This window comes from Gimesia maris, from assembly GCF_008298035.1.
Classification (GTDB): Bacteria; Planctomycetota; Planctomycetia; order Planctomycetales; family Planctomycetaceae; genus Gimesia; species Gimesia maris.
The window spans coordinates 1,408,206-1,425,811 of the sequence record NZ_CP042910.1 but is presented as its reverse complement, the minus strand read 5'-3'; the positions used below and the strand labels follow the sequence as shown (position 1 = coordinate 1,425,811).

Annotated in this window: 7 protein-coding genes; 5 read left to right on the top strand and 2 right to left on the bottom strand. The window is 49.2% G+C overall.

The genetic code is table 11. The features are described from left to right. Positions 1-12 precede the first annotated feature (12 nt). The 5 genes from GmarT_RS05455 (at position 13) to GmarT_RS05435 (ending at position 7,295) form a co-directional block, all read left to right on the top strand. A complete protein-coding gene (locus tag GmarT_RS05455; protein WP_002645906.1) occupies positions 13-1,155 on the top strand; it encodes a hypothetical protein in 1,143 nt (380 codons plus the stop codon). Positions 1,156-1,214: 59 nt separating this feature from the next. Next, complete coding sequence (locus tag GmarT_RS05450) at positions 1,215-2,381, top strand: NPCBM/NEW2 domain-containing protein (protein ID WP_002645907.1); 1,167 nt, start codon at positions 1,215-1,217, stop codon at positions 2,379-2,381. 73 nt (positions 2,382-2,454) lie between these two features. Then, on the top strand, positions 2,455-4,206 hold the full coding sequence (locus tag GmarT_RS05445) for a S1C family serine protease (protein WP_002645908.1): 1,752 nt from the start codon (positions 2,455-2,457) through the stop codon (positions 4,204-4,206). Between the two features lie 29 nt (positions 4,207-4,235). Beyond that, a complete protein-coding gene (locus tag GmarT_RS05440) occupies positions 4,236-5,282 on the top strand; it encodes a S1C family serine protease (RefSeq protein ID WP_002645909.1) in 1,047 nt (348 codons plus the stop codon). Positions 5,283-5,303: 21 nt separating this feature from the next. Further along, on the top strand, positions 5,304-7,295 hold the full coding sequence (locus tag GmarT_RS05435) for a PDZ domain-containing protein (RefSeq protein WP_002645910.1): 1,992 nt from the start codon (positions 5,304-5,306) through the stop codon (positions 7,293-7,295). Between the two features lie 92 nt (positions 7,296-7,387). On the opposite strand, the gene GmarT_RS05430 is transcribed toward GmarT_RS05435, so the two are convergent. Both GmarT_RS05430 and GmarT_RS05425 read right to left on the bottom strand, forming a co-directional pair. Beyond that, positions 7,388-14,041 carry a hypothetical protein gene (locus GmarT_RS05430; RefSeq protein ID WP_002645911.1) on the bottom strand — a complete coding sequence of 2,218 codons (6,654 nt, stop codon included), beginning with the start codon at positions 14,039-14,041 and terminating at the stop codon, positions 7,388-7,390. Continuing rightward, a complete protein-coding gene (locus tag GmarT_RS05425; RefSeq protein WP_002645912.1) occupies positions 14,038-17,457 on the bottom strand; it encodes a hypothetical protein in 3,420 nt (1,139 codons plus the stop codon). The genes GmarT_RS05430 and GmarT_RS05425 overlap by 4 nt, the downstream gene beginning before the upstream one ends. Between the last annotated feature and the right edge of the window lie 149 nt (positions 17,458-17,606).

Below are 17,606 nucleotides of genomic sequence, written 5' to 3'. Positions count from 1 at the left end.
TAACAGACCGCGATGAAAGTCAGTCCCAAATCAATTCGCATTACAGGATCTATTCTTCTCTGCCGGGGAGGGTTCGCTCTGCTTGCCCTGACTTGCCTGGTCCCTGTTTCCAGCTATGGGCAGACTCCCATCCCGGTGCCACTTCCCATAAAGGAGCCTGTTGAGAAACAGACCGGGAACGAAGTGACCGTACTTTACGCTGCTCCCACTTCTGCAGAATTAAAATCTCAGCTGGAAAGCTGGGTTGCCGATCAAAAGGTTAAAGATCCGTCGCAGCTGAAAGCGATTGCCAGTCAGCTGGTGAAACTGGAATCTGTTCTGTCTGCGGAAGAGAAGCTGGACATCGCCATCCGTATTTTCTCAAACATCGATGGCCAGACAGCAGACCTGGTGCGCGCGAACCAGTTTTCAGACAGTGTTCCCCAGTTTTCCAGCCCTCCACTTTTGACGGAAGGCAAAGCCGAGACGTTCTACCTTGCCAATCTGAGATACTTCATCGCCCGCAATCTGACGCAATTCAGACTGGTTGACCCGGCTCTGGAAATCTTCAATTCGATCAACCCGGAACCCCTGATTGACCCAGCCGGTTACCTGTTTTACAAAGCAGTCTGCGAGCACCGCCTGTTGCAGAAAGAAGCCTGTGAAAAGACCCTGGACCAACTCTTAAACCGTACCCAGGACGTCCCGGAACGCTTTACCCAGGTCGCAGTCCTGATGCAGGCTGATCTGGCTTCACTGAAAGAAGAAAGTCTGGATGAAATTTCCCGCAAGATGAGCGACGTAGAGCGCAGGCTGGAACTGGGAAATTCCGGGAAGAAAGTCCAGAAAGTCGAAGACGAAATCATTGCCTCGCTCGACAAACTGATCAAAAAAATGGAAGACCAGTCCAAGAACAGCCCTTCCGCCGGAGCGGGGGGAGGTAATTCAAAAACACCTGCCGCTGGTGCAGATGAAAGCCGTGTGAAAGGCGAAGTTGCACCAGGCGAAGTAGACAAGAAAAAATTATCCAATAATGGAGGTTGGGGCCAGTTGCCTCCCAAAAAACAGGCTTCTGCCAAAAACATCATTAATCGTAATTTTCCGTCACATTACCGCAAAGCGATTGAAAAGTACTTTAAGAAACTGGCTGCCGAAAAAGCCAGTTCCGGCAAATAGCGTTTTCTATCCCTTATGATATCCATATCTGAATTTAAAGAATTTCCGGAGTTGACTACATGCCTGTTCTGTTTTTTGTTTCCATGACCACTCTGCTTGCCGTCGCTCCTGATGTTGAAGTCACTTCACTCAGTGGCACGACTGCCTCGGGGAGTCTGCAGTCATTGAACAAAACAATCGCAAAAGTCAAAGCGGGACCGACAGAAAAAGATCTGCCTCTTTCCAATATATTGAATATGCGATTTCCCAGGAATCGCTCTCAACGCAGCCTCGAATTACCGCTTACCGTCAGATTGACTGATGGCTCAAAATTTCCGATACAGGCCCTGCAAAGCAATGATCGCCAGGTCAAAGTCAGTGGTAAACAGACCGGTGAGCTGATCCTGCCGACAAAAAATGTCGCCTCGATCCGGTTTGGCCCGTTGAGTTCAAACATTCGCGACTCCTGGGAAAAGCTGCTGAAAGCAGAGAATTCAAAAGATCTGCTCGTAGTTCAAAAGGAAAATGTACTCGATTATATTGATGGCGTTGTGGGTTCCATTACCGAAGACAAAATTCAGTTTTTTACCGGTGAGGACGAAGTCTCCGTCAATCGCAGTCGTGTGTTCGGGGTAATTTATTTCCGCCCCCCCACTCCGGAAGTGTCCCCCTTCTGTGCGATTCGACTGACCGACGAAGGAGTGTTGAAGGCCTCTGCCATCAATTTCACCGGATCAGAATTTACCGCGACTCTGCAGGGAGGCACCCAGGCCCGGTTTGCACCACAGTCGATTGCCAATCTGGATTTCAGTCAGGGTAAGGTGCGATACCTTTCTGACCTGGAACCAGGGAATATCGAATACACGCCTTTTTTTGATACGGTCTGGAAGTATCGAAAAGACAGACACCGCGATGGTGGCCCCCTCCGAGTGGGTGGAAAAGAATATGCACGCGGTCTCTACATTCACTCGAAAACACTGCTTCAGTATCGTATTAAAGGCGACTACCGGAATTTTCGTGCGATTATGGGGATCGATGATTCTGTCCCCGGCATTGGATTTGTCTATGTTGAAATCAAAGGTGATGGCCGCACACTTTATTCGGGAAATGTACGAAGTTCGGATGCTCCGGTGGAATTAAACCTGGATGTCCGTGGCGTACGGGATTTTGAGGTTCTGGTCGATTTTGGTGATAACCTGGAAATCTGCGATCACCTCGACCTGTGTGAAGCACGTTTTATTAAATAATCAGTAACGGTGCACACGACTGAGTCAGACTGACTGGTTTCGCAGTGAGCCGTTGAAGTTAAAAGGTAATTTGATGCAGAGATTTTTTATCTGTGTTCCATTTGTCATCTGTACTCTCCTGTCTCTACCGGTGTTTTCAGCAGAATCTTCTGTTGATCCTGCAGTGCTGGCGGCTCAGAAACAGCGTATTGATGTCATCAAAGCAGTCTCTCCCTCGGTGGTTGCCATCTTCGGTGGTGCCGGTGATGGCGGAGGCTCAGGAGTGCTGGTCACGTCTGACGGATATGCATTAACCAACTTTCATGTCGTCTCGGGAGCCGGTAACTTCATGAAGTGCGGGCTGAATGATGGCAAGCTGTATGACGCAGTCATCGTCAGTATCGACCCCACGGGTGATGTGGCTTTGATCAAACTCCTGGGCCGAACGGATTTTCCGGTTGCCCGACTGGGTGACAGCGATGCCGTGCAGGTGGGTGACTGGGCTTATGCCATGGGGAATCCGTTTCTGCTGGCGACCGATTTTCAACCGACGATCACCTACGGAATTGTCAGTGGCGTTCACCGTTATCAATATCCGGCTGGTACGTTTCTTGAATATACCGACTGTATCCAGGTGGACTCTTCGATCAATCCGGGTAACTCGGGAGGCCCCCTGTTCAATGATCGCGGCGAGTTGATCGGCATTAACGGCCGCGGGTCATTTGAAAAACGGGGCCGCGTCAATTCAGGGGCCGGTTATGCGATTTCCATTAACCAGATCAAGCACTTCTGGGATCATCTTAAGAGTGGCCGCATCGTCGACCATGCAGCACTGGGCGCAACTGTAACCACAGGCTTTGATTCAAATATCAATGTCGCTGAAATCCTGGAAGAATCAGACGCCTATCGAAAAGGTTTGAGGCTGGGTGACGAAATTGTCTCATTCGCAGGTCGCCCGATCCGCAGTGTGAACCAGTTCAAAAATATTCTTGGTATCTACCCTGCAGGCTGGACGTTGCCGCTGGTCTATCGGCGGGATGAGAAAAAGAACACAATCTATGTACGACTGCAGGCGCTGCATACTGCCCTGGAGCTACAGGAACAGGCAGGGCAGAAGCAGCTGATTCCGGAGAAAGCGCCTGAACCGGGGGATAAGAAGCCCCGACTCCCGATGCCAAACCCACATGCGAAGGCAGCACCTGAACCACCGGAAAAGTATAAGCACCTGTATGTCCCGAGAACTGGATTTGCCAATTACTATTTCAATCAGAAACAGCAGGAACGTCTGCTGCAGGCCTTAAATGCAACGAGTAATTTTTCGGATCGAACCGGAACCTGGACGCTGACCGGAAAAATGGGAAACGAAACTGATTTCACACTCACTCTGGCAGACAAAGGTGTGGGCTTTGAAGCCGGTAAGGATATCTTTCTGCAGTCACTGGAAACGGATATGTTCGTTGATGAACCACCAGGTACGGGTGGTCTGCTGGCGGCTTTACATCATTTCCGACTGCTGCTTTCCGGACAATCTGAACGATTCACAGACTTTTATTATCTCGGCAGCGAACGACTGGACGGAACGAATGAAATGGTCGATGTCCTGATCGCGACACAGACCGGTACGATCTCCCGCTGGTATTTCAACAAATCAGATCTGTCTCTGCGGGGCCTGGATTTTTATCTCACAGAAAATTCTGAAGTCTGCGCAATCCGTTTTGAACAATTCCAGACGCTCAATGGCCAGAAGTTTCCCGGTGAACTCGATGTGCGTCACGGCAGCCGACCTGTCATGAAACTGAAAATAGAACGCCTCAAGCTGGATCCGCTTGAGAACTCAAAGAAATAGCCACCGAACCGGATGAAAGTAGATCCTCAGTGATTCAAATCAAAGTCATCAAACCTGTTCTGTTCTGTCTGTGCCTGGCGGTGTTCCTGCTGCCTGTTTCGCGGACCGTCTCTGCTTCCTCGCAGTCAACAATCCAGTATAGCCTGCCTCGCCTGGTAAAAATATTTGGTGCGGGAGGCGTTAAAAACCTGTATGGTTACAGTACCGGTTTTCTCGTTTCTCCTGAAGGACATATTGCCACAATCTGGAGCCCCGTGCTCGATACCGATCGTCTGTCGGTCGTCCTGCACGATGGTCGAAAATTTGAAGCAGAAGTACTGGGAGCAGAACCGCATCTGGATTTAGCCGTTCTCAAATTAAAATCAGAACGGGAATTAGACCTGCCTTTTTTTGATTATAAAGAAAAAGTCACAGCCGGTCCGGGCACACGCATCCTGGGCTTCAGTAACATGTTTAAGGTCGCCACGGGTGACGAACCGGTATCGGTACTGCATGGCGTCATTGAGGCGCGAACCGAATTACCACGTCGCAGGGGCGCCTTTGAACTCTCGTATTCAGGTGATGTATATGTCGTCGATGCAATTACCAATAACCCGGGTGCCGCCGGCGGTGCACTGGTCACTTACGATGGAAAGCTGCTGGGGATGATCGGCAAACAGGTCAGGAATGCCAAAACGAATACCTGGGTCAACTATTCCCTGCCCATTGATGTGTTGAGCAAAAGTATCGAACAGATTATTACCGGTAAGTTCGATTCCAGTGAAGATCAGAAGAAACCTGACATGGATGCACCTCAGCGTTACCGCCCGGTCGACTTCGGGCTGGTGATGGTGCCCGATGTGCTTTATCGTACTCCCGCATATATCGACAGGGTTCTGCCTGGCTCACTGGTAGCCAAAGCGGGATTGCAGCCTGACGATCTTGTGGTATTTGTGAATGATGAACTGATCAAGTCCTGCAAAACCCTGAATTCCGAGCTGGGTCAACTTGAACCTGGCGATTTACTGCGTCTGGTCGTTCGCCGTAACAATCAGCTCATCTCGATCGAACTTCAGGTCCCCCCTGAAAAGAAATAGTAAAACAGCATCGAAATAATCATGAATCATATTTTCCGTTTACTGACACTGACACTGGCATTGTCCGGTTCCCTGGATCTGCTCCAGGCACAGGCACCAGTACCCAATCTGGAAATTCTTGAAGAACGTGCCTTCAAACAGGCTGCCGCCTTTATCAATCCCTCGATCGTCAGAATTGAAACCGTCGGAGGACAGGACCGGGTCGGCAAACTCATCACAGGGACCGGGCCGACTTCCGGAGTGATCGTCAGCCGAGATGGCCTGATCATTTCCAGTGCCTTTAATTTTATCGGCAAGCCCTCTTCGATCCTGGTGACCTTGCCCGATGGCCGACGTTTTCCGGCACAGAATGTTGCCACAGATCATCTTAAAATGCTGACGCTTCTGAAAATTGATGCGCAAAACCTGCCGGTCCCGCTTGCAATTCCGGAGAGTGAAATCCAGGTCGGCATGTGGTCGATTGCATTGGGACGTACCTTTGATCTGGACCAGCCCAGTATCTCTGTGGGGATCGTGAGTGCCCTGGAGCGGATCTGGGGAAAAGCGATTCAGACCGATGCGAAGATTTCTCCTGTTAATTATGGCGGACCGCTGGTAGACATCAATGGTCGCCTGATGGGCATTCTGGTCCCGCTCTCACCCGGTGCGTCGGCTGAGACCGCTGGCGTGGAATGGTATGATTCCGGAATCGGATTTGCGATTCCCATGTCAGATGTACTCAAAGTCATTCCCCGCCTGAATACGGGTAAAGACCTTTATCCAGGCCTGTTAGGAATCACGTTAACCGGTAACGGGGACCTGTCCACCGACATGCAGCTTGACCGTGTCCGCTACGGCAGCCCGGCTCAGGAAGCGGGCGTCAAAGCAGGAGACACAATTACTCATTTGGACGGAAACGCGGTCGCCATGCATTCCCAGGTAAAACAGGTACTGATGAATAAGTATGCGGGTGATTCTGTCAGTCTTGTGGTTACCAGGGAAGGCTCACCTGATCCTCTCTCATTTAAAGCCACGATGGTAGAAAAACTGGTTCCGTTTGAATCTGGATTCATGGGGATTCTGCCCCAGCGCGCCTCAATCGATCAGGTTGAAGCAGGCGTTGGCATCCGTTTTGTTTTTTCGAAATCAGCTGCAGCGGAAGCCGGCCTCAAACCCAGGGACCGAATCCTGGAATTCAATCAGCAGAAAGTTTCAGATGCCAGCGCGCTGGCACTACTGGTCAATCATTTACGCCCGGGAGAGACAGCAGAGATGCTGATTTCACGAGATCAGAAAGAGCAGACTGTCAAAGTCAAATTACAGTCCACTCCCCATACTGTGGAATCAGAACTGCCGACACAGGCTTTGCCGTCTCGGACTGCTGCAGAAAACCAGAAAGACAAGATCAAAACAGGACATCTCAAGGAAGAACTTCCCGGTTCTGAATCAACGTTCTGGGCTTATGTCCCAGAAAATTACAATCCGGATTATGAATACGGTTTAATGGTCTGGATTCACCCTCCGGGAAATACCATGGAATCGACGATCTTCAAAGAATGGAAGAGTATCTGTGAACAGCGCGGCATCATTATTGTGGGTCCCGCAGCGCAGGATATCATTCGCTGGAACCGGGATGAGACAGAATTCGTCAAAGAAGTGGTTGAATCGATGCAGAAGAGATACCAGATTGATAATACGCGCATCTTTCTTGCCAGCCATCGCGATGGGAGTGAATTTGCATTTGATCTGGCCTTCAAATATCGAGAGCTGTTTCGCGGGGTGGCTGTTTCCGAAGCGACGCTCAAAAATAAACCACCAGAGACAGATCCTGACTATCCGTTGAGCCTGTTTTTTGTCTTGAATGCTGCCAATCCGCTCAACCAGTTATTGCAGCCTCAGATCGAATTAATTCGAGAAATGAATTATCCCACGGTCCTCGAGTTAATCAAAAACGAGAACCCGGCGGGAGCATATCTTGAGAAATCGACACTGGAAGCCATCGGTCGCTGGGCGGACAGTCTGGACCGGATTTAATCAACTTTGATTATTACCAGGCAGTCGAGAATTCCCATACCATTTCCAGGCGTCATCCTCTGGTTGTTGCCTGGAAGTGATGAGTATTGAGCTCACTCATGACTTCCAGGACTGCTCATCACCGACTGTTGTTCAATGGTCGACATATCCTGTTTTTGCCTGACAGCGATCACAACTGAAACGGCGATGATAATCAGCCCGATTAATTCCGGAGAGAAAAAGAGCAACCAGATCAGTCCCAGAGATAACAGAGCGAACGCAGGATGTGTATTGAGCCATTCAGCAGATCGTGCTTGTATCGTTTTTCCCAGGATCGGAAGTAACACCAGAAGGCCGACTAATGCCAGAAGCAGATTCAGGTAAAGATCGGGAATAATCCAGGCTGACAGTGCCTCATCTTCGGGTTCGAAGCGCCCCTTCCCTGCGAAATAATGTACCTTCTGCTGTGCTACCGGCTTTAGTTTCTGATGAAACTGAGTGAAAAACGAGGGGGTGGGTAAAATGTCATCGTCACTTGATCTGACATATTGCTTGAATACAAAGACACGATCTTTTAATGCTGCAAAGCGGTTCAAGGTCTCACTGATCCCCTGACGATTCAGATTGGGATCAGCAACAATCATTTCCAGCCGCTTTAGTGATTTCAGTATTGCCTGCCAGACGGGTTGTGAAACATTACTCTGATCAGCCAGTTCAAGCTCCACCTCTGCGATCTTGAGTTCCGCTTCCAGTTGATCTGCAAAGTAGGTGAAAGCTGTGACCTCTTGTGAGAGGAATGTTCGATGGTGATTTGAGGTGATAATTTGAATCAGATTATGAGTCAGCGGAAAGTTCACTGGTTGTGGAACCTGTAACCAGGCCTTTTCCAGAAAATATTCGTGTTCGATCTGATAAGACTCCCAAAAGAGAGTCAGTTCGTAAAATTTAGGCCCCCCGTTCAACGGAATCGAAAGCGTTCCGTTTTTCTGCTCAATCGAGGTATCATTTTCTCCATTGATCAGTACGGCCATTAACTTAGTTTTTGCAGGCCAGGTCATTTCCAGAGAGCGACTGGTCTGATTAAACAGTTTAACCTGTGTCAGCCCATGAATGACTTCCGGATTGCTTAAGATAATTTCTGATTCCATATAAGGAATAAATTCTTCACTTGCGACATCAGCGTCGCTCAACGTTGAGATCATTTTCCAGGGCTTGTTACCGACAAGATAAACACGTTCCTGACTGAAATCAGGAGAGATGTCACAGCGTGCCTGAACCCAGTCTGGAACTTTTTCCGGCTGAATTGCCTTTCGTTTCTTTTTATCAGCCAGCTGAAAATCCAGCTGAGAGGATAACAGCAGGTAATGCTTCTGTAGTTTGGCATTTTGCAGAGTCACAGGCGCAATGACCAGTTCATGAGCCGGCTTTAACAGTATTGCTCTTACAGAAATACTTTTCTCTTTTGCCCTGGAGTCTGGTGGTTGTAAATGAACGAGCAAAGATCCATCTGGCAACTGGCCTGATATTTCGAAGGGCATACCATCAATTGAATAATTCTCAGCATACTCTTTGGGAATCACCAGGGTGATCTGCATTTCCTGATCGGGAACCGAAAAACGCAAAGTCTGTGTGACCTCAATCCTCTGATCTTCGAGCGCATCAATCATCGTCAGAGTATCCGCGGTGATCAGCATGTTATGTGGTTTGATTGATAATTCAATCAGATCGCTCTTTGAGTCGATCGCCTGAAAACGACCAACGGCTGACAAATGCTCAACGGAAACCGGTTGGGCTGCATCATCCTGAATCCGACGAAATTCCGGCGAGGTCAATTTGACTTCAATTTGAGGTTTCTGATAGAGAGTCAGTTGAGAATCTTCTATTTTCGTCTGTTCGATTTGAATACCGGGTATCTTCAGATCCCCCATGCTGCGAACCGGCAACCAGCCCTTCAGAGTCAGATCCTGCAATCCTGAAGTTTTGTTTTTCAGAAACAGTGTGATCTGATTACCGGCACGATGCCAGTGCGCCAGGCGTTCCACGTCCTCTTCTTTCACCGAGAGTGATTCGATACGGAGTGCGGCAGGTACTGTCAGAATATGTCGAAATGCAGGAGCCTGGCTGATTCGCAGTTCTGCCGAAAACGTCCAGTCAATACTCTTCTGATTGATGACCAGAGACTGGCTGATTCGGGCAGTACGATCCGGATTTTTCGGCTTTAATATCAGTGAGATCGGGGCTGGTTGATTCATCTGAAATAAGAGGGTCGCTGACTTCAAAATATTATCATCTGGCTGCCGGCCTGGCGTTTTGGCAGAGATCGAAGTCACTCCCTCCGGCAACATTCCCAACTGTTCCACTTCGAATTCCGGCCCGGTTCTCACACCAATCTGCTGTGACAGGATCTTGATTGTTGCATTCTGTGAATCAGCATTATCCGATTCGAAATAAACAGGCGGTATCGTGACTTCTTTTAAAGAATCATTCGCAGGAAATTCGAAAACGGCATTGATGATAAATTCACCTGATTTGGATTCCGATAATTCCAGAAGCAGATCCTCATATTGATGATCGGCTGAGGGATGCAATGCGGGAATAACCGAAATGCCGGGTGACTTTACACTGCGGACAATCATTCCGGCGGGCAGCTTCCAGGAAAGGTAATCCACTTTTCCATTCAGAACATTGTATTTCACCTGCACATCCAGGCGTGTCATTGAGGAAGAAACATCTGCATTAATAAAAATCGCTGCTTCCAGGTTGAGTGGACTGACGTCAGAACTTTGTCCTGTGAACCATTTTACCTTCAGCTGTGAATTTTCTTTCAGATACGTCGAAAAATGCTTCTGCCCCGACAATTGATACCGGGAGCTGCCCGTACTTTCTGAAAGTTCAACAAGCTGAACCGCATCATGAAAATCAAACGAAAAATAATTGGTTGCCAGAGGAGGAATCGAGAGTTCAAACTGACCACTGCCCGCACTGAGTTTCACTGCAGGATGCAAGACCAGTTCAATACGATGATTCCGGTAGGAATAATCGAACACAGGTTTTCGTGCCTCAACAGAATCGTTTTGACCTGGAGTCAAGGGTGAGGTTTCACTCGGTTGATTACTGACATTGACCAGAATACTCTGACCATCTGCAGCAAGTAATACCGGAACCACTTTCCCGTCAACCCGGCAGGAATCTGGTCCACTGAGGTTCCCCCCGTGGATGGGAAGCTGAATGGTCGAAGAGGTTCTGGTAACCGGAATTTTCACCTGGAAGTCAGCCTTCACAGTCAGCAACTGATTATCTCGGATTTCTCCTGCATACTCCGCCGAAGTAAGCAGGTATTCCGGCTGCTCAGGCGCCGCCACAAACTCTTCCAGTATTTGCAGTAAACCTGGTGTCAGATAAGCGAATGATTCTGAACCAGCGCGGGCACTGTCAGGTAACAGAACATATTCGGTGCGAACTGCTGTCGTTTGATTCCCGTCTGAAGGAGGATTTGTCACAGGCGAAGTTTGCGCATACCCTGTGGCTGTGATTCCCAATATACCCGCCAATAGCAACCGTGCTGTTATGGAAAGTGAAGATAAAGAATGCTGATATGCTTTGGTACTTTCATCTTCAATCTGTCGCGGGACCTCCTGCCTGAGATACCGGCGGGGAATCAACAGGATAATCAGAATTCCTGCCAGGCAGCTTCCGGAAATCTGTGCCCAGGCAAAAGGAAAGATCCAGGAAAGGATCACCGATATCAGGATTCCCATAATGCATATTTTGTCGCGTTGCTTTATATTCCCGACTCGCAGCAGCAAACCAGTGGTTACCGTTAGCAGCAGGACAATCCAGGAAAAAAGGTTTATGTTTCCCACATTCGCAATTTCCAGAACACCTGATTTTACGGGAAATAAAACAATCGCATCCCACTCGGTTCTGTTGAATTCCTGTTTGTGATTTGATTTCCCCAGGACTCCCAGAAAGCGACGTGTGAGAGATTCTTCGGGCAGGGATTGCTGCAATACCATATTGAGCGGCCCCTCCATCAGTTGAGTTCCCGCAGGCAGCACAAACTTCCAATCAGTTTCCAGAACGCGCTGGCTGATTTGAGGAAACGGGATCTGACGTGTTGTCGTCAGGAAATCAAAACTGGAGCTGGTCTGATACTGTATCGTAATCTCGTAAGCGTCCAACTGATCAAACAGTGGAATCAGATACTGTTTCTCAGCTTCAACAGGAGTAATTCGTCGTCCATTGACGGTTGTCGAAATCAGTTTCACTTCATTCGGAAAGCGAAAGAGAAATTTATCATCAAATGTTTTGGAGAGATCCAGCGAGATGGCCGCTTCATGCACATCTGGCTCACCATTGCCGTGCCCGAACCGGGAATGGATGCTGACCGTAGCGGTACCCTGGTCCAGGCTGTTTTCCGGCATTTCAGAAGAACGGGTAATCGTTAATGCCCCCAGTGGCTGTTTATATTCCCATTCATAATTGCGCTGATTTCGAGGTAAACCGGATCTGTTTTTGATATCGGGGGGGAGCAGCAACCCTTCTGTTCTCATTCTTAGATTGAGTTCATTGGAATTCAGGACTCTTACAGTTCCCTGAAAAGGCTGTGCCTGAGGCGCATAAACCAATGAAGCCCGGACTGTTTTCAGAAAAGGCCTGGTCCGTTCACCTCGTATCTCAAGCTCTTTAAAAACGGGAGCCGGGAACGAAAGTTCCCAGAGTTCTCCCAGATTAGGTAGATACCACTTTTGATGCTCGGAAACAGGTAATTTCTGAATTTTGAGTTTCGCCTGCAGGCCGCTGTCTGATGGTAGAGTCCACTCCAGTGGCTTCCCTTCTTCAGACAGATAAACCATGACACGCTGAATCCCCCTGGCCGGTGGCACGCAATTCAGGATATAATTTTCCTGTATCAAATCATCATTCAACGCCAGATATGTGCTCGCATTTACCTGAAATGACTGCTCCATGCTGGACAGTTTGGGGCTTCCCCAGTGAGCTCCGGAATAGGGAGAGAGGTGATAATACCGCGAAGTGCCCTGCGTGACTGCGGGAAACTTCCAGTTTTTAGGTAATTCAGTGGCAGACAGTTCTTCGACTTCTTTGTCAGGATCAAACTGCAGTGCTAACTGCTGAGGTGCTGACAGTTCCAGAATTCGATCAACGCTGCTACACCCCAGCGGCCTGATACCGGAAAGCTCAATCTGTCGATTGGACACCGGGACCAGTCGGCGCGCCTGAATTTCCAGTGTAAACGGGGCCTCGGGCGAAACTGATACGGGTAAGCGAATACTCAACTTCTGCTGTTTATCACTCTGTTCAACATCCCATAAAATGGCTGCGGAATGTGTCTCTGCCGGGCTGCTGACCTGAGTGATCTCCCAGCCCGAGGGAATCATCGATTCCAGTCGATACGTCGAACCGGCTGCAGACGACCAGTGAATCCGTGAAGTCAGTTTCCAGACTTTCTCTTCCACCTGAATCAGACTGTGGACCCGGGCAGATAGATTCAAGTCCGGCAATGCCAGTCGATAAACCAGCCTGGCATCTGGGGCATACTGTTTAAAGTCATAGGCTTCCCCCTGTTCATCCTGAATCAGCACGCCCGTCTGTCTCAAATCCGTGAAAGTGATCGCGTGCGTCTCCAGGGGGGAGGTAATATCGAGATGAATCGTTCCGCCGAGAAAGTGTGCCTGCTGCAGTTTGAGGCGGGGAATCACTATCGCAGAATCCAATGAAGGTGATGCCAGGGCACGAACCGATAAGGGACGCCCGATGCCGATCAGCGGATCAATCAAATCGACGGTCATCAGGGTTTTCTCTTTGGACTTCACAATTTCAAAAGGTAAAGCCAGGTCATTTCCCAGCGTCACTGAGTAGATGTCGTATTCTGCAGGAGCCGAAAAGACCAGTTTCTGGACGGGCGTGTTGAGTACCTCGATCTGAAAGTCTTCCCTCAAACGTAAACCATCTTCACGGATCCCTGCCTGGGCGAACTGATGATAGAGAATTTGAGTCGGCGTGTTTTTAAGTTTCTCTGCCTGATGGATAATCGCCTGAAACTGAGACTGTCCGCCCAGCTCGATCTGCCAGAGATCGAATTCTGTATCTTCGGTTTGAGAGGGACCAGTAACGTATCCGACCGATGTTGTTAGAAACATTCCTCGCGGCAGTTTCAGCTGTACGCGAGAGACAACTGTCTCTGGTAACTGGAATACGAATTCTGTTCTCTGTGGAAGCTGACGTCCTTTCAGACTCCATTTCCCGCTGAGTGCTTCACCAAAATGATCAACCAGCAGGAGCGATTTCTGATCTGGTGCAAGGCCCCAGACAGCCTCCTGGTCACCCCATTTCAACTCATGGACGGCCAGATTCAATTTGGAAAGATCGATAAAACCAGGCTCATTCCGGGAACAGTGCATGACATAATTCAGTTCCCCCTCAACCAGTTGATCACCTTTGAGCGTGGCAGAATATGTTGCTTCCTGGATCCAGGAGTTAGGCGGCGTGTTTTTCTTAAGCTGGGCCTTGTTTTTCAGGAGCTGATATTTTTTCAGTGGAACCGGGAACCAGTTTCCTGCAGGCCAGCTGGAAGTATCACTGCCAGAAACACTGGTTTCTTCAATTCGCAACGAGGGGGACAGCTCCCAGACCTGATTATCTGCTGCATAGCCGGTGGTTGGGTGGAACACACAGACCAGCGCCGCAATGCAGATACCGCCGATCAGAACATTCCGATAACAGTTTTTGAGTCGATTCCCATTCATCGATTCGCCCCGGCTTCCGACGAAGAGACTGGTTTTTCAACCACTTCAGAACCGGGACGGACGGCCGTGATATCTTCAGGATCAACTTCCGAAGGTCGAATCCGTTCTGAAATCGACGGAGGTGGAATGAAATCGCTGGGTGCAGCCATGGTCAACAGTTTCGATTCACGACGCTTCCTGGATGTTCCATTAATCATCGCCGCCACGACAGCCAACAGTAATCCGAACACAGCAGGCTGCAGGAGGATTTCCACGGGAGCGGTATACCAGAGTGCCACAGCAGAGACAGCGGTAATCATCAGTAACAGCACCAGCGCGCTGCGCAATACCGAGATACTCATTAAAATGAAGCCCAGCAGTAAAGCGGTCCCGGCCCCGATGAAGACAATCATGGAACGCGACAATGCCCGAAACTGCAGAGAGGTTGCCGGTCCCAGACGATAAAACTGGTAGTCGTTCACGCCCAGAAATTCTTCTGATTCGGGTGGCGTATTTTTGAGAGCCACCGGCATTTCATCCTGGCCGTAGAACTGACGTGACCAGAACAGGCCCTGGTTTTCCCAGCGAAACTGCGGAGTAAATCCCAGTGGAATTGTAAACAGATGCTGGTTGTTGGGCAGACTGATTTTCCACATCGTTTTTTCAACCCAGAGATTGTCAGCAAATTCGGCGGCGGCAACGGTCATTGGTTGAAACTGCGAATCGCGCTGATGTTTTGTGGAACCATAATCAATCGTCAGAATATACTGATTATTTTCCTTTTCTTTGGGGGAAGGCAGGATGAGTTGATACTCCTGAGTTTTGCCCTGTTGCAGACTTCCGGTCACACGCTGGTCGTTCCACCAGATGTCATCAATTTTAATGGCTGCCTCTTCCGGCATGCGGAAGGTTAACGTTCTCGGTGAAACGGGAAATTCATACTGGGCCCGTGCCTGGTAGGAACCTGTCAAATCCAGGCTGCACTGAATCCAGGCCTGGCTGATTGAATAGGCAAACAGAGAGCCGGATTGATTTTTATTCAGTTTGAGACTGATATCCGCCTTCGGATCAATGGCTCTCCAGAAGGCGTTATTATTCATCGCCAACTGCTGTTGCCAGGCTGCATCCAGGCTTTCAATTTCCAGATACTGGGCATCTTCGTCATCCTTCAGAGAAAGTTCAAACTGGCTTTCGGAAAACGGAACATCGTCTGAGCGAATCAGTGGTACGCGGAGTTCATCGGGAGAATTCTGTGGCAATAAATAGACAGCAGTAATTTTAACCGTCCCCAGTTTCTTGCTGCGTAAAGAGAGCCGGGCACTTTGCACGGGATCTGTCTCATCAGAAGTCCAGGTAGGTACCAATGGGTTCTGTTCATTATCCAGATAGAAATTGACTCGGTTTTTCAATGCCAGCGGAACTCTTAATCTGATCTCAGACAGCGGTTCATATTCAATCTGATACTGAATGTCCTGCTCCACCCGCATTTCCGCACTTTCGATTTCCAGCAGTGCTGAACTGGTAGCAGTAATCTCCTGATTATGAATCGAAACTACAGCCGAAAACTCGTTGGCTCCTGGTTGAATCTGGAATTCACTTTTGCGGAGGTTCATGACTTCGACTGGCAAAGTAAATTGTCCCCCCTGCGCGACCGGAGTGGTAAGCACCTGTGTTTTGGGGGAAGGAGTCAGATCCGTCACCACGTTGGTATCATTAACGAGGACCAGTGAAGTTGGAGAGAGGCTGGGCGCTTTGATTTCGGGCAAGCTGAAGTTAAACGGCTCCTGATCGGCAATGACGGGACGACGGGCCCGGAATGTGATTTCAAATTCCCCCTTGGAACGTTTCAGCAGGTTGATATGGATGCGTTCTGGATGAGACTGATCAATTACAATCGCTTCCGTTAACGATGGCTCCTGCATGAGTTCCAGTTCCCAGCCCTCCTTGATCCGATCAGGCCAGTTAAGGGCTACCTGATCCAGAGCCCCCTGGAAAACATTGATCTGCACGCGGGCTTCCAGTTCGGCCCGGTTGCCAAACATCTGGACCAGGTAAAATGGCCGGGCAGAAAAATAGGGTTTCACTCGTTCGATATTCAAAGGAAGTTGAAATGGCTGATTCAGAAAGCGATAAGAACTGTCCAGATCTTTCTGGTTTGCCTTAATCTGATAAACGGATCGATTCTGACCTTCCGTACGGAAAATGCGATAACCATCCAGAGTCTGGATATCAATCAATCCGGTCTGACGCTTGGCACGACTGACTTCAAACCCGTCAATCAGAAACTCCCCCTTCTCTTCAGGAAAATCTCGCTCCAGTGTCCACTGCAGTTCGATCGGGCCGACCGTCGGTTCGATTAACGAAACATCGACGGTATTATCCTTGAGCAATTGATGGCTCTTGTAGCCTTCACACTTTACATCCAGCAGCCGAAATGATTTGGGCAACTTGACCTGCACGGTCTGAAAGCTGCCTGTTAATGCCTTGATCGATTGTGAAGCATTGAGCAGCACCGAGTCGGATGTAAAATCTGTTGTCAGCAGTGTCTCTGCCTGCAGAACGGTTTCGACTTTCTTCTCATCAGGAATGGGTTGCCAGGAAAGATCGAGCTGATCTCCCAGGCCGAACATCTCTACCAGACTCTGATCGTCAGAGATTGCTTTTTTAGAAACAGCCACGCCGGTCGGCACTTCCAGGCTGACCTGGGGGAGTGGAATAATCAGCTTTAAATTACTGACTGCCGTCTGAGGCATTACAAGTTGCAGACGACGAGAGGGCAACTGCTGCTTGAGTGAGACGCTCACGGTCAGATTCAGTTCGTGGGTGCCTTTTCCCTGGAACCACCAGAGATAACCTTCTGTTCGATTAAAGCCACCAGGACTCGATTCCCCCTCCCCCTTATAACTGGTTTTGAGAAAGATCGATTCATTCAGTTTGATGGGAACCCGGATCCACTGTTTTTCTTCGTTGATCAACACCACGATTCGTATATCGAGAACAGCGCGATCGTCTTTGATTGTGCCATCGAGTGAAATGGATGAGACCGCGTACGCCGGTGAGCGTTCGACCTGGTTGTCCTGTTTCTGTTTAAGATATTCCAGAATCTGATTCAGGCTGAGATTCGGTAGTGGGAAATATTGACCATCATCGCCTTTAATATACACATCCTGCTTTGCAGCCCCCTGAGGCGCGCCACTGATTTTTTTGAAAGCGCGGTCGACCGGCTGGGGAACGACTGCAGTACCACTTCCCGGAGGTTGAACCGTCTTTTCGGGAACTGATGGTGAATTGTTCTTGAGCTCGCTGCCTGGCTGTTGAGTGTTTTTTTCAGGTTGAGTTGTCTGGGCGTAAACGGAGTCACACGTACCTCCCACGCAGAATACAAACAGCAAGACCAATCCCAGTGAGACTGAGATGAAACGTGCAAGATATGACATAATTGCAAATAGAACCCAGTATGAGGGGACAGATAACCTCTGATTGAGTTCGACCACAGGACTGATACCTGGCAATGTGATCGCAACTCAGAACTGTCAGTTGCCTGACAGACTTAAACATATCCTTATGTATACAACCCGAACCTGTC